Source organism: Mesorhizobium sp. M0571, from assembly GCF_040320985.1.
Classification (GTDB): domain Bacteria; phylum Pseudomonadota; class Alphaproteobacteria; order Rhizobiales; family Rhizobiaceae; genus Mesorhizobium.
The window spans coordinates 1-18,570 of sequence record NZ_JAMYQT010000023.1 but is presented as its reverse complement, the minus strand read 5'-3'; the positions used below and the strand labels follow the sequence as shown (position 1 = coordinate 18,570).

Annotated in this window: 14 protein-coding genes and 1 pseudogene; 5 read left to right on the top strand and 10 right to left on the bottom strand. The window is 59.7% G+C overall.

Annotated elements, in window-relative coordinates; all coding sequences use genetic code 11:
- Window positions 1-1,635 precede the first annotated feature (1,635 nt).
- Window positions 1,636-2,298, top strand: coding sequence for a response regulator transcription factor (locus tag NKI85_RS24300; RefSeq protein WP_502896206.1), 663 nt, complete (start codon window positions 1,636-1,638; stop codon window positions 2,296-2,298).
- A 161-nt stretch (window positions 2,299-2,459) separates the two neighbouring features.
- A pseudogene (locus NKI85_RS24295) lies at window positions 2,460-2,672 on the top strand (response regulator transcription factor); the annotation flags it as partial.
- 256 nt (window positions 2,673-2,928) lie between these two features.
- Here the strand turns inward: NKI85_RS24295 and NKI85_RS24290 are convergent.
- Window positions 2,929-3,732, bottom strand: coding sequence for a YoaK family protein (locus NKI85_RS24290; RefSeq protein ID WP_352778369.1), 804 nt, complete (start codon window positions 3,730-3,732; stop codon window positions 2,929-2,931).
- Between the two features lie 264 nt (window positions 3,733-3,996).
- Here NKI85_RS24290 and NKI85_RS24285 point away from each other — a divergent pair, with 264 nt between their 5' ends.
- Window positions 3,997-4,875 carry an NAD(P)-dependent oxidoreductase gene (locus NKI85_RS24285; RefSeq protein WP_352526932.1) on the top strand — a complete coding sequence of 293 codons (879 nt, stop codon included), beginning with the start codon at window positions 3,997-3,999 and terminating at the stop codon, window positions 4,873-4,875.
- Window positions 4,876-5,086: 211 nt separating this feature from the next.
- Window positions 5,087-6,145: a helix-turn-helix transcriptional regulator gene (locus NKI85_RS24280; protein ID WP_352526933.1), complete on the top strand. Its 1,059-nt coding sequence runs from the start codon at window positions 5,087-5,089 to the stop codon at window positions 6,143-6,145.
- Window positions 6,146-6,696: 551 nt separating this feature from the next.
- Here the strand turns inward: NKI85_RS24280 and NKI85_RS24275 are convergent.
- The 8 genes from NKI85_RS24275 to mprF all read right to left on the bottom strand — a co-directional run bounded on the left by NKI85_RS24275 (window position 6,697) and on the right by mprF (window position 15,674).
- Window positions 6,697-6,921 (bottom strand): hypothetical protein, encoded by a 225-nt coding sequence (locus NKI85_RS24275; RefSeq protein ID WP_352778366.1) that lies wholly within the window; start codon window positions 6,919-6,921, stop codon window positions 6,697-6,699.
- A 211-nt stretch (window positions 6,922-7,132) separates the two neighbouring features.
- Complete coding sequence (locus NKI85_RS24270; protein ID WP_352526935.1) at window positions 7,133-7,660, bottom strand: Dps family protein; 528 nt, start codon at window positions 7,658-7,660, stop codon at window positions 7,133-7,135.
- A 168-nt stretch (window positions 7,661-7,828) separates the two neighbouring features.
- Window positions 7,829-8,062, bottom strand: a complete 234-nt coding sequence (locus NKI85_RS24265) for a DUF1427 family protein (RefSeq protein ID WP_352778365.1) — start codon at window positions 8,060-8,062, stop codon at window positions 7,829-7,831.
- 5 nt (window positions 8,063-8,067) lie between these two features.
- A complete protein-coding gene (locus tag NKI85_RS24260) occupies window positions 8,068-8,994 on the bottom strand; it encodes a quinone oxidoreductase family protein (RefSeq protein WP_352778363.1) in 927 nt (308 codons plus the stop codon).
- A gap of 151 nt (window positions 8,995-9,145) precedes the next feature.
- Window positions 9,146-10,672, bottom strand: a complete 1,527-nt coding sequence (locus NKI85_RS24255) for a DegQ family serine endoprotease (RefSeq protein WP_352778361.1) — start codon at window positions 10,670-10,672, stop codon at window positions 9,146-9,148.
- Window positions 10,673-10,955: 283 nt separating this feature from the next.
- Window positions 10,956-11,369 (bottom strand): NAD(P)-binding domain-containing protein, encoded by a 414-nt coding sequence (locus tag NKI85_RS24250; RefSeq protein ID WP_352778359.1) that lies wholly within the window; start codon window positions 11,367-11,369, stop codon window positions 10,956-10,958.
- A gap of 337 nt (window positions 11,370-11,706) precedes the next feature.
- A complete protein-coding gene (locus tag NKI85_RS24245) occupies window positions 11,707-13,035 on the bottom strand; it encodes a virulence factor family protein (RefSeq protein WP_352778357.1) in 1,329 nt (442 codons plus the stop codon).
- A 23-nt stretch (window positions 13,036-13,058) separates the two neighbouring features.
- Complete coding sequence (gene mprF, locus NKI85_RS24240) at window positions 13,059-15,674, bottom strand: bifunctional lysylphosphatidylglycerol flippase/synthetase MprF (protein ID WP_352778355.1); 2,616 nt, start codon at window positions 15,672-15,674, stop codon at window positions 13,059-13,061.
- A 304-nt stretch (window positions 15,675-15,978) separates the two neighbouring features.
- Between mprF and NKI85_RS24235 the strand changes: the two genes are divergently transcribed.
- On the top strand, window positions 15,979-16,494 hold the full coding sequence (locus NKI85_RS24235; RefSeq protein WP_352778353.1) for a hypothetical protein: 516 nt from the start codon (window positions 15,979-15,981) through the stop codon (window positions 16,492-16,494).
- Here NKI85_RS24235 and NKI85_RS24230 read toward each other — a convergent pair.
- Window positions 16,452-18,570 (bottom strand): GAF domain-containing sensor histidine kinase (locus NKI85_RS24230; RefSeq protein ID WP_352778350.1); only part of this gene is annotated, 2,119 nt, incomplete at its 5' end. The two genes, NKI85_RS24235 and NKI85_RS24230, sit on opposite strands and share 43 nt — an antisense overlap.

Sequence of the window (18,570 nt, the reverse complement as noted above, 5' to 3'; positions counted from 1 at the left end):
TGGGAGGCAATAGTGAACCGTGTTGTGACGAATTGCGTTCTGCACAATTGCGGTTTGGGCGCACAGCGCTGTGCTTGCCAAGACAATCCTAAACGCGGGTATCCGCAGTCCCATATTGTACGCAGGTTGGCAGGCGTAATGTCCTAGTTTGAAATAAATATACCAATATACCTAGAGGCCTCTGACAATCCGCGAACCGGCGAATGCTAGTGCAGTGACGATCGGCTAGTTCTCTGGGCCTTAAGCGCCACGTCGCCTCGCGTTAGATGAACTGATTGGCATTCTTTCGGTTTACAAAAATAATTCCTTAAATCTAGTTTGAGTGCATTTCGTATAGTGTTTTAAGGCCGCCGAGAAGCCTAAATGAATACTGCCGGCATGAACAATCGAAGTCTTGCGGGGCTGTGCAACAGAACGACATAATGGGTGAAATCGACATGCGCTCTTTTTCCATCGAGGCCGCACTCGCGGCAATTTTTCTGTCAACCGCTTGCGCCTCTGCGGCAAGTTCGCTTCCGTCACAGACACAGCAGAAGCTCGATCTTGTCGTACGAAAGGAGCACAGAAACCACGTAACGTTGCCGAGGCATCTCCAAGCACCGACTGCCCGTTCGACTGCGACGCCCCTATCGCAGCTCAAGGGCGACAACGACAAGTATCCCTCAGTCGATTCTGGCCTCTTTTCGGGCATGTATGGGTTTTGACGAGATATGCTGGGCTTCTCGCGACGCAGTGATTGCGGTCGAAAGTCGCCTTCTGATCCAGCCATCATTTCGACCACGGTTGCAGTCGGGCGCCAATTGCGACGTCAGATTCTTGTCCTCTCCGAAAATCGGCGCGATGCAGGGCGCCGCAACAAGTCTCATCGCGAAAAGTGCCGACGTTGGCAACCCTCCGGCGACCGAGGATAGGATCCGTATATTAGAGCCACGACGGCGTTGGGCGGCAGTTTCCAGCCTCCTGGACAAGCGGCGCCCGAGTAGCAGGTCTTCACGGCAACCAGCTTGATGAATTCGACCGCCATAGGGAGCCGGCTAACCCTGCTTGTGAGACAGAGGGAAAAATGGGCCGATGACGGCATGTCATCGGCCCAAGAACTCGCACGGTGAAAAACGCTCCCGGGAGGAAGAGCACCCTCACAATCGATCGGCGGGCGGGAGGGGAAGGCCCATGGGATCAATTGGCACGAGTTGGAGCGCTGCTATGATGTTATAGAAATGCACCGAACACCACAGATCGCAACGCCGACAACAAACTAGTACTCTTCGCCGACGGATGCTTCTTCGCTATTGCCAAGTTTGCATCGTGGTTGCGGATTTCGCGCGTTTTTCCGTAGGGACGTCAAGAGGAAAACCCGGCGCCTGAGGACGCGTCGCTTTCGCTGGCTTCGCAATCAAATTGCCGATCTTTCCTGAAAGTGCTTTTATCTCCACGACGGGGCTTAGCTGGGACGTTGCCGCACATGCCAGGTAGCCAAAACACGAGATTTTCCTTCGTTACGGTCAGGCGCCGCAGAATGTGCATGGGGCGGTGTTTCCCTTGTTCGATAATCCAGGCGATGTTGGCGGCGGGCTCATGCAACGCGAGGTCCGTCGTAACCACTGAGTTCTGTCCGTGGCCGCATCAAGAGACACGATCTTGACCGGCCGATTGCTCACGGATGATCCAGTCGCCCGCGGCAACGGGCCAATCGTCTTCATCGTTGAGGACGACATTTCATTCCGCGAGGCCCTCAAGAGGCTTTTTCGCACGGTGGATCTGAACACCGAGGTTTTCGGGTCAGCAGCGGAACTGCTGCAACACAAACTCCCGGATGTTCCGAGTTGCCTCATACTCGACGTTCGGCTGCCCGGGGTGAGCGGTCTTGATATTCAAAGCGAACTTGCCAGGGCAAACATCCACATTCCAATCATTTTCATGACCGGTCATGGCGACATTCCGATGTCGGTGAGAGCCATGAAAGCAGGCGCCGTCGATTTCCTGACCAAGCCGTTTCGAGACCAGGACATCCTGGACGCTGTTGTCGCGGCGATTGATCGCGATCGACGCAGGCGTGAAAAGGAGGGAGAGCTATCGGCTCTGCAAGCTCTCTTCGAGTCGCTGAGTGCACGCGAGCGGGAGATCATGGCATTGGTTACGACTGGGCTGATGAACAAGCAGGTTGCGGCCGAGGTAGGGCTGAGCGAAATCACCGTGAAGATACATCGCGGCAACGTCATGAAAAAAATGGGAGCCAAGACTTTGGCTGATTTGGTGAGAATGGCCGAGTCTCTCCACCTTCACCGTACCAAACAATAAAACCTCTGTATGATTCGTAGTCGGCGCTGAATGGACTAAGGTCGTAGACGCGCGACGAGGAGTCGCGCACAACTTTCTTGAGAGGATGTCAGCTGTCCAGCGTTCCGATAATCTCAATCGTCGATGACGATGAATCGCTCCGGATCGCCACCGCAAAACTGGTGCGCCTTCATGGGTTCCTCGTTCATGCGTTTGCGTCGGCTGAAGAATTCCTGGAGTCTCCCCACGTCGAGGACACTAGCTGCGTGATCACGGACATCCGAATGCCAGGCATGAGCGGCGTTGACCTGCAGGCTCATTTAATCGCCCAAGGCGTAAGGGTGCCTGTCATTTTCATATCGGCTTTTCCTGAGGATAGCAGTCGGAAAAGAGCATTGGAGGCCGGAGCGGTCGGCTTCCTGACCAAGCCGTTCGACGGCAAAGTGCTGATCGACTGCCTATCCAACGCTTTGCGGGAATCCGAATAGTCGGATCAATGCGGCGACGACCTCGAGTCCGCAGGCGAAGCCCTTCCCTCCTGAGGCCATCGCGCGGGCGAAGATATCGGGCTAACCTAGGTTCGCCAAATCCAAAACGCGCCTCACCACGCCAGCGCGCGGAGGCTCGGTTGAGATCATGAATGTGGGCTGGTCATCGGCGCAGCCAAGTGCCCTTGACGGCCCAGATAGCGAGAGTTGCTACAATGCCGACTGCGAACACCAAGCCATTGAGGCCTATCGAAGTGTACGCCAAGCCTCCCGCAACCGTGCCGGCAACGAAACCGAGCATGATCGGAGCAACTCGAGCCAGCGCGACCCGAGTGCGCTCGTCGCTGAGGCGCCATGCAGCGTCGCGAGGGTTGCGCCGATTCCGATGCGATGCGAGCAGCATGTCGGTGAGCTCGATCGCCAGTTGCGTGGTGTTGGTCGTCATCACATTGGTTGACCCGTATTGAACCAGCAGAAGCCGAACGGAGGCGCTCTGAACGCCCATGGCTGAGAGGTCGAACAGTACCGCAACCGATGTGACCGTCGTCACCCCTGACGAGACATCGACGCACGCCAGTCCACCGAGTAGCGCTGCCTCGAGTGCCAGGGTCGCGACCAAGGCTCTTCGGCTATCTGAGCCAAGCGCTCTCACGATTATGGTCGTCAACACCCCGGCCGCAAAGAAGATGGGGATTGCCAGCACCTTGATCAGAAAGCCATCGTTTTTGGCGACCAGTTCGGAGCCAGCCACCACCAAACTACCCGTCATCTGCGCAACAAAGAGGCCGGCGAATGCCAGGAAGGTACAACTGTCCACATATCCGGCAACGAAGGCCAAAAGCGCCGGGACAGCGATCGGAACGACGCCGGCGCCAGCAATTGGGACTTCTGTCGGCTCGGCGCGAAAGACCGGCCGAGCAACGACGTCGACGGTCGGCCCACAGCAACGAGGTTCTTGGTTGGTCATTGTGCCAGGCTTGCGTTGATTTCAGAAACTTGAGCCGCCACGCTGTCTAACGCACCGCTCTGCCCTCTGCTTCAGCCGCTTTGCGGCATTTGGATCGACATTGCGCAGATAGCGGTCAGGAGGCACCGCAGGGGTGACCGGCGCAAATACCGGCGCAAATAGTTGATAGCAGCAAGAAAAGCCCACGCGCCGCAACAAGGGCAAAGCCTTTTCGCAGACCGCCTCGTAGCGTCTGCCGCATCACCAAGAGGAGCTGGCAGAGATATGGAAGTCGGGTTTATCGGGTTAGGGCATATGGGCGCCGGCATGGCGACCAACCTCTTGAAAGCGGGGCATGATGTGACCGTTTACAATCGGACACGCGCGAAAGTCGAAACGCTGGTCACGCTGGGAGCGAAAGCGGCGGCCAATATGTCAGACGCCTGTCACGGCGATATCGTCCTGACCATGCTGGCAAACGACGAGGCCGTCGAGGACGTGGTGTTCGGCGACGGTGGCGCAATCCATAGCCTGTCGGTCGGCGCGATCCATGTTTCGTCGAGCACCATTAGTGTCGCATTGTCCGAACGGCTTGCCGCGGCCCACGCCAAGGCGGGGCAGCGTTTTGTGGCGGCGCCAGTGTTCGGCCGCCCTGATGTGGCGGCGGCGGGCCAACTTGTTGTCGCCGCCGCCGGTGCGCCGGATGATGTCAAGGCAGTTGCACCGCTCCTCGATGCAATCGGGAGACACACTTTCATCGTCTCCGAGATTCCGAAATTTGCCAATTTGGTAAAGCTCAGCGGCAACTTCCTGTTCGCTTCGGTTATCGAATCGCTCGGCGAAGCAATGGCGCTGATCGGCAAAGCCGGTCTCGACCGGCGGCAATATGCCGACTTTCTGACCTCGACCCTGTTTGGCCTCCCGGTCTACAAAGTCTATGGCGGACTGATCGCCGACGGAATTTTCGAACCGGCCGCGTTCGCAGCACCCCTTGGCTCCAAGGATATTCGGCTTGCCCTTGCGGCTGCCGAGGACTTGCGCGTGCCGATGCCGATCGCCAGCCTTCTCCGCGACCGGTTTCTTACCCTGCTGGCTAATGGCGGCGACAAGCTCGACTGGTCGGCGATCGGCGGTCTTGCAGCCAAGGACGCCGGTCTGAAATGACCGGTCGAGTTGCGGGGCAAAAGTATGGCATCGTCGCAACTGTACAAATGATGGCAGCACTACTATCGACTGCGCCGTCCAATCCCAAACCAAAGTATGAGCAGTTCAAACCAACACTCTAGGGCCGCCTACGGATGTAGAATGGAGTAAATCATCACCGGCGCTTTACGCTGACATCAGATGGGATAGCCCGAAGGATGTGCGCCAAGCCATGTTGACGAATTCTGCCCCCAGCGACATCGATGCACTTGCGATTACGACCTTTGCGGGCAATGCGCCGCGATTGCAGCAAACCGGCCCACTTTTGGTGGGAGATTGGCGCGCTCCATTCAACGGCAGAAAGGCACAACGTGCCAGCTCCGCGGCGTACGCGCAGTTCGGGCGCCGGACCGTCGACGTGGCCGATTACCGCGTCGAGATATCTTCAGCCGACGCTGTGAGTAGTCGCACGGCGATTTCGGATGGGATAGTTGCTGAGGTAGTCCAAGCTGCAGGTCATGACAAATTCGAGTTCCGGTTTCGCGCGCCCATGCACTTACTGGTGGTCTATGAACAAGGCGCGCGGCGAGACGGTGATACCTTCGTCGAAGGTTTATCCCGATCGAAACTTCTGGATTTTGGTCGCAAGCTCACCTTCGTGCCCGCCGGCCGCGAATACCTTGAATGGCATGAGCCGCGGACGTCTGCGCGTCTCATGTTCATTTATTTTGATCCTGCCAAGCTGCAAGTTCCGTTCAACGCGGACACGGCAGATATGACGTTCGTGGCGAAGCTTTTCTTTGAGGATGCAACGCTTCTGGGCACAGCCCTCAAACTGATGAGGTCGCTCGAAAGCCCAAACCTGGAGAATCAGCGGTACCTGGAAGCGCTGGGTATCGTCCTGGCTCATGAACTGGTCCGTTTTCACAAAGGGACGCCGAGAGCCGAACCTCAGCTTCGAGGCGGACTCGCGGCTTGGCAGAAGCGGATAGTAACGGCGCATATCGATGCGCATTTGGGCGAACCGATACCGCTGGCCACTCTCGCGCAGCTTGCCCGGTTGAGCCCGTACTATTTCTGCCGCGCCTTCAAGCTGTCATTTGGTGTGCCTCCGCATCGGTATCACACCAGCCGTCGAATCGAGCATGCCAAAAGTCTTCTCGCGACGCGCGCTCATTCGGTGACGGACATCGGATTGACTGTCGGATACAGCGAAACCAGCTCATTCACGGCCGCTTTTCGAAAGGTGGCCGGCCTTACTCCGAGTGCTTACCAGCGGAGCCTCGGATAGGCCCTGGACCGCCCGGTTTGGCTGGGATTTGCGTAGTTCGAGAGTGTATCCCAAGATAGTTTCACCGCCGTCGAACTGGCGGTTTGTTCCCGCCAAGTCCGGCTGGATGTTTCAAGGCTCCGCAAGGCGGCGTCTTGGATACCAACGCCGGCGTTCATCACCCGGCTGTCTCAAAATGCATCGGCCAGGCGAAAGGCAGTCTTCGCCAAGGCCACGCGAACGTCGCGGGGCGCTGGCAAAGCGAGCCCGTTGAATTGAAAGGCGGATTTCGAAACTGAAGACTGCAGCGCGGGCCAGAAGCCCATCACGGTTCACCAGAAATACAGCCGGCTGCAAACGGCTGTCGCAAGTGCGGGACATCCAAGGAGACAGGTCGCGGCTGGTCCGGGACAGTCGCCAATGAGCCGACCTTGCAAGCCGATAGGCTAAATTCCGACCTACCAAATACCAAGCACAACTCGACGAACTCGCTCGGGATAAATCCTGGCGCGACAACACCCGCCGCTACAACGCAGCGGCGGGTGCCAAGACCAGGCGCTGGCGCCTGCTTTTTAGCGATTGTAGGGGCTGTCGTAGTGCCTGACGCCCAGAGGCGTGTTGTAGTGGTGAAACGAGTCAATGCCGTCAAACCAGCGCTTCTGAGCGAAGTCGCCGTAAGCGCCGCTGCCCTCATGGCGGCCACCGTGGCCACCGTCATGCGAGGCGGCAAAGGCCCCGGAGAGCGGAACGGTGATGATCATCGCGGCAAGCGCTGCCTTCAAAGTGATAGAACGCATGATTACAAGTCCTTTTCGATGAGGAAGGCGGCTATTTATCGACCGCGCATTCCGGTTACAGGCTCTCAGGAACGCTCAAACGTGATTTTCGTCTCAGTTCCTGGCCTTCATCGAATATCTAGGGTCGATCTGCAGAAATCTGTAATATATCAAGGTATAGTTTTGTGTATAAATAAGTATGGGTGTCGAATTTCGTCCGTAAAACTGAACTTCAAGCCCACGCGCTGGCACGGTGCAACATTTCGTAGAGAAACCACGTGCGCCGCTCGGTCTCGTCAATCCAGACCTCAAGAAGGCTAGCCGTTGCTACGTCATGGTAATTGTCGCAGGTATTATGTACCTCGCGCATCGCCGACGTGAGGCGTAGATTGTCGTCCCTCAACTCGTCAAGCATATCCTGCGGCTCGACGTATTCGGCATCATTGTCGGCGATGCGCTGAGTCCGCACAATTTGCCCGATGGATCGCAGTGTGGTGCCGCCAATTTTGCGGACCCTCTCGGCGATCGGATCGGTCATTGCGTAGATCTGATCACCATGCTCATCAAGCAGGAGATGATAGTCGCGAAAATGCGAACCGCTCATGTGCCAGTGAAAGTTTTTCGTCTTTAGGTAAAGGGCAAAGACGTCGGCCAGCAGGCCGTTAAGTCCCGCGCTGATATCGCGGGTTGCGTCCGAAGAGAGGTCGGTTATGCCCGACGGTCGCCGGGTGCGCAAAGCTATTTTTTTGTTCTCTGTCATTTGCTGAGACTCCTGTTAGCGTGGACGGTTCTTACGTTCAAAAAGCCGGATCGGTTTGCGAGGCGGCCTCAACCTGTGGCGCAGGGATCGCGGGCACGACAAAAGTTCCAAAGAGACTGTGCGTTGCTTGCGTCTCGTCTTGACTCTGCGCCTGCATGGTTCACTCTCTCAGTGTTTCGGGCGTTCGATGGTCGGACAGATTTGCGGGCGCCTGGGCAGGCGAGGCATCGTAAAGCTGGTTGCCGAAATGGTGTCGGGCCAGAAGGACGCCGCGTTCCCCTGCCAGCATCCCGAGCAGCCCGAAAGGGCAATCGCCGGTGGCGCCGGGGAACGTATCCCGCACAGGCCATAGCCTACCCCGACGGCCAACCCGGCGATGATTGAAAGTGCGGCCGAGAGCATGCGGTTCATCCCTGCGGTCGCAGCACGATCCGTCCGGCCTGTCCATCCGCCACGGATTGATAGGCCGCTGCCGCGTTAACCAGCGGGAATGTTCCGGCAATGAAGGGCGGCCGGTAGTCACCATCTTCGAAGCCAGGCCGCAGCCCCTCCAGGATGGCGCCGGCAGCGGTCAGGTCCAGCTTCAAGGTATCCACGCCGAAAATCCGGCTCTCATTGTGATAGAAGCCCGCGACGTCGAATGTCACCTCCCGCTGACCGGTCGCGCTTATCTCGATAAGGCGTCCCTGCGGCGCGAGGCAGGCCAACGATGTGCCAAACATGACGCCCCCCACGGCATCGAACACCAAGTCTGCGCCTCTGCCGCCGAGCGCATCACGCACGGCGGCTGCAGTGTCCGATGCCCCGGCAATGAATGCGTCCGTTGCCCTTGCGATTGCCGAGGCTAGGTCGGGGGCGGACCGATCCACGCCAACGATCTTGCTTGCCCCCATGCGCCGCGCGATTTGGGCCACGGCACTCCCGACCCCACCACCCGCCCCAATGATCGCGAGTGTCTCGCCGCTGCGCAGCGCGCCCGCATCCACCAAGCCGCGATGCGCTGCAAGGTAGTTCACGCCGACCGATGCAGCCTCGTCGAAACTCAATCTTTCCGGCTTGCGGCGCAGGCTGGCGACAGGAACGATGATGTATTGCGCATGGCTTCCGTCGCGGGCGAATCCGGCATTGCCGCTGCCCCACACGTCCATGCCGATCCATTCATCCGGTCCGACCTCCACGACGCCCGCGAAATCCCGTCCCGGAACGCGCGGCAGGGTGGTTTGCGACATCGCACCCGCCACGTTCTTCACGTCGCTCGGATTGACCGAAGCGGCTTCGACCCGAACCAGCGCCTCGCCATGGCCGGGCTTAGGGTCAGGAATGTCTGCGACCACCAGCGCATCGGGTGCGCCGAAGCGGGAGAATGTGATTGCTTTCACGACGGTGACCTTGTTCGAATGCCTGCGCGCCGGGGCGGTTGCCGGGATCAGGTGAGCTTGTAGGATTTTGCCCCCGTCCCGACGAGCATGCCACCATCACGGCGAACTAGCCCTTGCCGAACGGCAATGCGATGAATGTCTGCTGTTCGCCGCGCTCAATCAGCAGCAGCACCGACTTCTTGCTGGATTTTGCCGCGGCACTAATGGCCTGACTTGTCTCCTTCGCAGTCTTCACCGGCATGTGATTGACCGCGACGATGACGTCGCCCAATGCAATGCCGGTGGTGGCTGCCGGCTGGTCGGGATCGATCCCCTCCACCACGGCACCACGCACGCGCGAAGACACATTCAAGGCTTGGCGAACGGTTTGATTGAGGTCACCAAGCGCTAGACCGAGTGTTGGAAAACTGGAATGCACCGGCTGCGAAGAGTTGGTTGCGGATATCGGCTTGACACTGTCGTCGTTGCCGCCAATGACCACCGACAGCGCAACTGTCTTCCCATTGCGCCAAACGGACAGCGCCTCCCTCTTTCCCGGTACGAGATCCGCCACAGCTCGAGACAGGGTCTTGGGCTCCTTGATGGTTTGGCCGGAAAATCCGGTGATGACGTCGCCGGTCTCGATGCCTGCATGGGCGGCAGGCGATCCATCGCCGACATGAGCGACCAATGCACCTTCGGGCGTTGGCAGGCCGAGGGCGTTTGCGAGGTCCGGTGTGACCGGCTGCATCACGATGCCGAGCAACCCATGTTCGATCGAACCGCTTTTCACCAGCTTGGCGACGATCTGTTCAGCCTCATGGGAAGGGATCGCAAATCCGACGCCAACGCTGCCGCCATTGGGCGAATAGATCGCGGTGTTGATACCCACGACAGTGCCGTTGGTGTCGACAAGGGGCCCACCCGAATTACCGTGGTTGATCGGTGCGTCGATCTGCAGGAAATCGTCGTACGGACCACTGTGAAGATCGCGCCCGCGGGCGGAAACGATTCCCGCAGTGACTGTCGTTCCGATGCCGAACGGATTGCCGATCGCCAGAATCGGGTCGCCTGCCCTAAGCCTGTCGGAATCACCCCAGGCAATAGTGGGAAGGGGCTTCCCAGCCTTTACCTTCAGGACCGCGAGGTCCGACTTTGCATCTCGGCCGACAAGGGTTGCCGGGAGCTCCGTTCCATCGTCAAGCGTCACCTTGATGTCGGAAGCTCCGTCGATGACATGGTTGTTGGTGACGATGGTGCCATCTGAACTGATAATGAAGCCGGAGCCGAGGGCCTCTGCCAATTGCGTCGCTCCTTGCGGCGGCGCCTTGGGCGCCGGGATACCCCGATCGTCGAAGAATTGAGGCAACTGCTCGTCGGACGGCGAGCCGCCGTCGGAAGACTCGGTTTGGTCATCGGGCGCCGGTGAAGCTTTCATGATCGAGGTGATGGTCACTACCGCCGGCTTATCGGCCGCAACGATCGGAGCATAGGAGGTGGTTGAAGCAGGAGTGGCGGAGGCGACCTGGGAGGAGCCCGTTTCCGTATCGGCGAAGCTCGCGTTCAGAGCGACCCCAACGGCGAACGGCGCTACTACCACAGCGGAGAAAAGCAGCACGGCGCGGTGCCTGCGAAGGACGTTAGAAATTGACATGGTCGCGATCCGTGCGAGGCCTTGATCCAGGCGCCGTGGCGTGTTCTTCGTGCGGAACCGTCTATCCGGCGTATGGCCGATCGGACGCGCTAGCCTCGCTGGCGAGCTTTCGATCAAGCCGATTCAGTTAAGCTATTGCTGGTTAGTTCTGAATTATACTTTTCGTTGCAAGACTACGTAGGTTAACTTGCGGGCCGATGCAGCGTTTTTCAAGAAAATTTGATCATCGATTGTGGAAGTGCATCCTCGCTGGAGGCCGTTCCCTTTCGTCCCGCACAGGGCTTCAGTCAACTTTGGCCACGTCAGCTGCTTGATCTGGAATCAAAAGCACGTGGTAGGTTATGCCCTCACACTGGAGCAGGTAGACGGTCTGATTGGGGGTGGACTCAGCTTCAATGCGCTCCGCTGAGCTTGGATTTTTGCAAGCGAAGCCTTGGCTTCGCACCTGGTCGGCCACGATGGTCGCCACGGTGCCCTGGGCAGTGGCAGTCGCGACAGTACCGGCGAGACAGATCGATATGATAACGCCGGCGCTGGTGGATGGAATCCACAACAATTCTAGATTGCAATCCATTGCAGTCTCCTTGTTATTTTCCGCCGCAAACTGCGACGGCCAACAAACCGTGGCTTCGACCTTGGAATGGGTCCGGTTGTAGACGGTCACATCGTGGCCAGCTTTCAACAGGTTCGCAGCCATCGCCGCGCCAACCGCCCAATCCGACGTTCATTTGCTTGCTCCCCAGGCCGCCTTCCATCATGCTCAGCAGCAAAATACCCGCAGGTTTGTGCAAAGGCTTTGCCGCCTTTGCGGCGGCTGGTCCGTCCTTGCGGTTATCACCCCTTGGGTTCGCAGAGCGTACCCATCGGTGGACGTGGTGCCAGACTGGCGGTCGCGACTGATGTTCAGCGGACTGGGATGAAATCGGCCGGCCTGGTGCGCTGGGGGATCCACGCATTTCAGCGTCACCCGATGCTGCCCGCCCAGTCGCGGTGCCCCGTCAGCGACGGCCGCTGACTGGCGAGCCGGGATTCGGTCAGCGTATCCGTGCGATTATGCGGTTGGCCAGCGCCGCATAGTCATCATCAAAGTGATGTCCGCCGTCCATCATGACGACGTCGGCGCCGCTGCCGGCGAGTTTGGCGCAGACGCTTTCGTCGTCGTCCGCACCGTAAACGCATTGAAGGATCGACGCGGGAATTTTCGCAATGTCGGGAAGTGTCGGGTGCGAAGTGTCTCCGTCCATTCCGAGCCAGCCGCTGACGTCAAACTCGAACTCCGCCGAAGAACTCAGCGCCAGCAAAGAAATCAGGGAGACGCGATTCCTTTCTGCCGGAGGCAATTGGTTGTAAGCCGCAGGGAGCGCGTCAGCCCCGAACGAATAGCCGATCAATGCTACACGCTGGACCTTCCAGGTCTTGGTGAAGTGCTCAATGATTCTGGTCAGGTCCGCGGCGATCGTCTCGGGCGGCTTGCGCGTCCAGAAATAGCGCAGCGAATCGATCCCGACGGTTGGCACGCCCGCTTGCGAGAGCGCTACTCCCACTTCGCTATCAATGTCGCGCCAACCTCCGTCACCCGACAACACGATCGCCATGGTGTCGTGACTGGCCACTGCAGGAAGCACGGCCATCGGTAGATCTGCCAACGCATCGCCGGCCGGCGCAGCCGATTGCGTGAGAGCGTGTTCTACAGCAGCAGTCAACGCCATCGTCTCCCCCGCTGCTGTGACATGATCGATCGGAAATCCTTGGGCGATCAAATCGGAGACGTGGGCCTGCCCTGCCGGATCTGCCTTCGGCGTCTGGACGACGGTGATCGGTGCGGGCAGCGTGCCTTCCTGCAGGCCGTAGATCCAGCCCTGCCCGTTCGCGGCCCGAAGGTGAGGAGCATCGCTGCAGAGCTCCTGCGGAAGCGGCAAATCCGCCTTTGGATCGACGGCGACTGCACGTCCGATCGTCGCGTCCGGCGACTGCCCCATGATTGCCATCACCATCGAACCGCCGGCGCCGGTCCCCGCAATGATGGGATTGAGATAGGTCTGCGCGCCAGCAGAGCGTTGGATCAACTGACTTAGCTCTTCGATATCGGAAACGAAATAGACGCAATCGGACTCCGATTGCACTTTGGCAAAGCTCTTGCGCAGATCGATGCCGACCACCAGCGCGCCGGCCGCCGCGAACTCGCGAGCGGTCTGAGCATCACCCACGGTGTACCCGTCCACGCCTGAGAAGAGGAACACTATGCCTTTGGCAGCCTGTTGCGGCTTCACAAGGTCGGCGATCGCCAAGGTATCGGTATCGGGCAGCGGCTCGGGGCGCATCCAGTACACGGTGAAGGCGGTCGCGCCGATGGTCGCTGCCAAGCCGAGGCGAAACCACAGGGGCCTCACTTGGAAATCACTCCGCGAATTCCGCCGCCGATCAGGACCGTGACGTCGGCGATCGCGAGCAATGGACTCAAGCCGCTGGCCACCGCCATGTAGCGGGCCGTCCAGATCGGATCGAATTTGTTCTTGAAGGCACGCAGACCCCGAAAGTTATAGAACGCTTCTCCGTGGTCATAGGCGGCTCTGCCGACGCGGTGCCAGATCGGTGCGGCCGGATTCCCGGAGAGCCCGGCAAGGGGCGCCATGCCCAGCGAAAACCATTTGTACCCCTCTTGCTTGAAATGCATGAGCAGGCGCGCGAAGAGGACTTCCATGCTGCCGTTCGGCGCTTCCGGATCGAAGCGCATGAGATCGACCGTCGCTTCCTGCTTCTCAGCCGTCGTCATGACATTGGCGAAGGCGAGGATGCGGCCCTGCCGCTTCAATACGGCGACTGGCTGAGTGGCGATGTATCCGCGCTCGAAAGCGCCCAGTGAAAAGGCCTTCTCGCGCACCGCGTGCTCGGCGAGCCACGCTGCGGAGACGCGCTCAAGCTCGTCCATCGATTCGCCGATACGGTCGACGGGCAAGAGCTCGAACACGATGCCGTCACGTTCGGCCTTGTTAAGCGCCGTCCGGATCGAGGCGCGCCGGGAACCCTTGAGATCGAAGGACTCCAGCCCGACCCGCGCCTCCTCTCCGAGCTTGAACGCCGAAAGGCCGGCATCGGCGTATATGGAAAGGCTCTCCCCCGGCACTTCGTAGAACACTGCGCGCCCCCCATGCCGCCTCGCCAGCTCGACGAAACGCCAGACCAATTCCGAATGAGCGGCGGGATTGCCGATTGGACCGTACAAGGCAACCCACGAACGCCCTCGTTTGCGGTACATCAGGAAGGCGTCATCATTGCCGGAAAAAAGCAGGCTCTTGTCGCTGGTCCGCACGAGATTGGCATCTGCCAGGGGCTGGTTGTCGATGATCGAGATGGCAGCACGTAGCTCGTCCGCAGTCGGTCGAGCGCTTCGGCCCGCCGGCGCGCGGGTCAGCAGCCAGACAGCTGCGCACCCGGCGCTCAGGCCGACGCCGAGCAGAGCCCGGAGGCTTCGTGGTGCGGTTGCGGTGAATTCGAACTGCCACCATAGCTCATGCGAATAGCCGACGTCCTTGTACACGAAGAACAATATCGCCAGGGCGAGCGCGAGGATGGTGCCGACGCAAAGCCACCATCCGGGAGACAGCCTATCCTCGATGAGCGAGGCGGGCCGGCTGAAGATGTTGCGGGTCAACAAGAGCGTTACGAAAAGGATGGCAAGCAGCACTGCCTCGCCGACCTCAAAGCCCTTGACGAAGGCGAGCACGATCGAGCTCGCCGCAAGCACGACCGTCAGCCACCACGCGCCGTCGAGCCGATGCACGAGCCCACGACCGGCCAGGATCATGAGGAGGCCGAGAATGCTGGCAATGAAGTGACCTGCCTCGACGACCGGAAGCGGAAATGCGGATTGCAGCCAATCCAGCTTCTGGCCGGAAGCGGGCGTGGCACCCGAGAAGACGAGCATCGCACCGAGCACCACGGCAAAGGCCGACAGAACGAGCGGCACCAGTGCTACCGTCCCCCGCGCGAGAGCCGAATTCGCCACTGCTGCGCGCCTGACCTCCGTGACCGCGAGGACGATCACCGCCACCGCCAACGGCATCACATAGTAGATCACGCGGTAGAGAACCAACGCTCCCACCACTCCATCGAGCGACACCGTAGTGCCGAGCGCGCCGAGGATGACTGCCTCGAAAACACCGGCACCGCCAGGTACGTGGCTCAGTATGCCGAGCGCGATTGCCACGGAGTAAATGGACAGCATCGAGGGGAAGTCGATCGCACCAGCAGGAAGCAAGACCCACAAGACAAGCGCCGAAGCAATCAGATCCGAAACTGTCGCGGCGAGTTGCAGAGCCAGCGCTTTCGGACCTGGAAGAGCGACAGTGCGCCCGAAAACTGTCACCTGCTTCGGACCGACCGTCGCTGCGATGAACACCGCGCTGACGAAAAGCAGGATCGCGATAGCGGCCACGCGCACCGCAATCGCCGGCAGGCCGACCAGCGCAGCAAGCTTTGCGTCTGCCATCAGGAGGCCAAGCCCGGTTACGAACAGGAGACCGAAGCCAAATGCCGCCGTGACATATCCGACGATGCGCGAAACGTCCTCCGGCGACACACCGAGAGGCGAATAGAAGCGGTAACGGATCGTTCCGCCGGTCAAGGGACCGAAACCGGCTACGTTACCTACTGCATATGCGCAGAAGCTGGTCAGGGCCACATAGTTGAACGGCACCTTATGCGCCACGAGGGCGAGCGCTTGCCGGTCATAGATCGAGAGGGCAGCAAAGCTGAATGTGGTGAAGAGCAACGAGAGGCCGATATTCAGCCATGAAGTGTCTTGTATCGCAACGATGAGGTCGTCGTAGTTGACGTCGACCAGAATGCGATTGAGTGCCAGCACCGCAAGTGCCACCACGGCAACCACAGCCAGGGCGAGGAAGCGCGGACGGTTGCGCCTCCAGAAACCGCCTTCTTCGACTTCGCTAACGCCTTCGTTGGCGCTTTCCACGTCGATGCCGATCGACCGAAGTTCTTTCAACTCGGCATCCGCGGCTCGAAGCGACGCGGACTTGTCTACTTCGCTCGGTGCCAAGAATGCTTCTTGAGCGTTCATCGAGCGGAACATGCGATGTCTTGCATACATCCGTTGGGCGCGCCACGGCTGAACGCGACGAGCATTCCCGCTTTCGAGCGCGTCCGGTTGTGGGGCGTCACGTCATGAGGGCCTTTCAACAGGTTCGCTGCCCTACCGAGGCCAATGCGTCTTAGTTCGGTGAATCCGAGTCTCATTTCCTTACCTCGCTTCTCGGCATGCAGGGATCAGGAACGGCAGGCTAGCGCGCATGCCGCTGATGCCCCAAGCGTCGCGCCAGCCAAGAGTGCGCTCAAAAAGTCGACCGATCAGGCCCGCCATCAAGGGACATTTGGCGCTTATAAATGCCGGTTTGTCGAAAGGCTTTGTCTCGGTTGCGGCGGCTGGTTTCTTCTTGCGATTATCAGCAGGGGTTCGAATATGTCCGACGGTCGGCCGAGCGCGGGATGCATGGATCAGGATTCTGTTTGTGCGCCGATGCCCTACCCCGCTCCGATTTGCGGTCGCCATGGCCAATCACGAAAATGTCCGGGCAACCGGAATTGGTGCGGATTGTTTGCCCGCGGAGCTTCAGCTTCGTCGCACCAACAAGGTCCACGATATGGGACCTTTGACCTTCGCCAAAGAGCTAGAAAGTGCTGCAGAGTCGAAAGTCTCCGTGCGCAGGTCGATCGTAAGGGAAAGCTTCCCGCAGAATAAAGTCTCATTGGACGATGACGACAATCAGTTCCTCGCCGCCGGCGCCCTCGCCATCTGCGTCGGCTGAGTCACGGGCAGACCCTCGTGATGCGATTGCAAGGCAAACTGAAACGTAGCGCCCGGCCCCTCATTGCGCGACGTCCACAACGTGCCGCCGTTGTCCTCGATGATTGAGCGGCAGATCGACAGCCCCATGCCCATTCCGCTGGGCTTGGTCGTGAAGAAGGCGTTGAAGAGCTTGTTCACGTTCTCGGGCTCGATGCCAACGCCCGAGTCTTCGACCGCGACAAGCACCTGGCCGCTATTGTCCAGTTGCGACCGGACCACCAGCTCGCGTGGCCGGTCGGTGACGGACGCCATGGCCTCCATGCCGTTGACGATCAAATTGATGATCACCTGCTGCAGTTGCACGCGGTCACCGAGCACGGCCGGCAGCGTCGGCGCCAGGTCCAGGTGCAGCGACGCCCGATGGCTGATCACCTCCTGCTGCACCAGCGGGATCACCTCGCTGATCGCATCGTTGATGTTCAGCGCTACCTTCTGGGTTTCGGTCTTCCTGGAAAGCGCGCGAAGTCGCTGGATGATTTCGCCTGCCCGCTTGCCATTGTTGATCATGTCACCAAGAGCCTCGCGCACCTCGGCCAGGTCCGGTACCTCACGGTCGAGCCATTGCAGGCACACCTCGCCATTGGTGACGATGGCGGCGAGCGGCTGGTTGACTTCATGGGCGATCGAGGCGGTCAGCTCGCCCAAGGTTGTCACGCGCGTGACATGCGCCAACTCCATCTGCGATTGCCGCAGCGCCTCCTCGGCCTGTTTGGTTGCAGTGACGTCCGTCACCGCGCCAACAAACTCGATGTTGCCCCATGCGTCCTTTACCGCGTGAGCCACGGCGTGGACATACCTCAATGAGCCATCCGGCATCAGCAATCGATATTCATGATCGAAATCCTTCCCGTCTCTGGCCGCCCGGTCGACGGTCTGTTGCACGGAAGCACGATCGTTCGGATGGGTACGCTGAACGACCATGTCGATGGTGGCCGAAGGAGCCTTGTCATATCCAAAGATCCTGAATGTCTCATCCGACCAGATGATCTTGCCGGTGGCGATGCTCCAGCCGAAGCTGCCGGTGCGGCTCAATCTCTGCGCTTCGGTCAGATAGGCCTGGCTCCGCCGCAGGGCATCTTCGGCGCGCTCGCGTTCGGTGTTTTCCCGTTGCACTTCAAAATAGAGGCGGGCATTTACCAACGAAATCGCGGCCTGCGAGGCCAGCAATTCCAGCACCGCCACCCGGCTCGACGTGAAGGCGTACGGCGTCAGGTTGTTCTCAAGATAGAGTACGCCGACAAGCTTCGTTTGTTTGACGACGGGCAGGCAGAGGACGGACCTGGGGTGCTTTTGCCGGACGTACTCGTCGTCCGAATACAAGTTGCTGACCGAAGCGTCATCAAGGACCACGCTCTCCCGTGTCCGGATCACGTAGTGAAGCGCGGATCGGGGGAGTGCCAACGGATTTACGGCCATCTCTCGAACAGAGACCTCGATTCTGCCGTGGCTGGTGATAGCCTCCGCCACGATCTGCGGCTCGCCGCCCCTCAGTAGAATGAGCAGGCCACGCTCGGCGCCTGCATGCTCGAGCGCAATCGTCATCAGGGTTTCAATGAGCTTGCCCAGGACGATCTCGCCGGACACCGCTTGCGAGGCCTTGACGACCGTACCGACGTCCAGCTGCTCGATGGGGGCGCCAAAGGTGGCGGTGGGAGGCTGCCGAGCCGATTCCTCGCGGAGGTGCGGGTGCAATCGCTCGAGCCGCTGTACCTTGCCCTCGGCACCCCAGCGGAGATAGCAGTACCTTGCGTTCCGCAGATAGGCGTGGGCTATCGTCTCCAAGCCGCGCGCCGCGCAAAACCGCGCGGCGAGCTCGTGGGCCAGCCCCTCGTTCTGCACGAAACCGTTCTCCCGAGCCGATTGAATCGCCTGCTCGTACAAGCGCATCGCATCGGCGTCTCGCCCTTCCAGGCGCGCAATCTCTGCGCCTACCAGTGCCGCGCGGTTTGCGAAGGTTTCCGAACAGTTCTTCGCCCAAAGCGCAATCTGCTTGTCGTGAGCTACCAACGCCTCCAGATGCTGTTGCCGCTCCTCG

Bases quoted from the DNA above. Each gene is read 5' to 3' on its own strand.
- NKI85_RS24265 (WP_352778365.1), bottom strand. From the start codon at position 8,062: ATGCTCTCGGCCGCACTTTCAATCATCGCCGGGTTGGCCGTCGGGGTA.
- NKI85_RS24290 (WP_352778369.1), bottom strand. From the start codon at position 3,732: ATGACCAACCAAGAACCTCGTTGCTGTGGGCCGACCGTCGACGTCGTT.
- NKI85_RS24250 (WP_352778359.1), bottom strand. From the start codon at position 11,369: ATGGCTGCGAACCTGTTGAAAGCTGGCCACGATGTGACCGTCTACAAC.
- NKI85_RS24280 (WP_352526933.1), top strand. From the start codon at position 5,087: ATGTTGACGAATTCTGCCCCCAGCGACATCGATGCACTTGCGATTACG.
- NKI85_RS24285 (WP_352526932.1), top strand. From the start codon at position 3,997: ATGGAAGTCGGGTTTATCGGGTTAGGGCATATGGGCGCCGGCATGGCG.
- NKI85_RS24235 (WP_352778353.1), top strand. From the start codon at position 15,979: ATGCCGCTGATGCCCCAAGCGTCGCGCCAGCCAAGAGTGCGCTCAAAA.
- NKI85_RS24270 (WP_352526935.1), bottom strand. From the start codon at position 7,660: ATGACAGAGAACAAAAAAATAGCTTTGCGCACCCGGCGACCGTCGGGC.
- NKI85_RS24275 (WP_352778366.1), bottom strand. From the start codon at position 6,921: ATGCGTTCTATCACTTTGAAGGCAGCGCTTGCCGCGATGATCATCACC.
- NKI85_RS24255 (WP_352778361.1), bottom strand. From the start codon at position 10,672: ATGTCAATTTCTAACGTCCTTCGCAGGCACCGCGCCGTGCTGCTTTTC.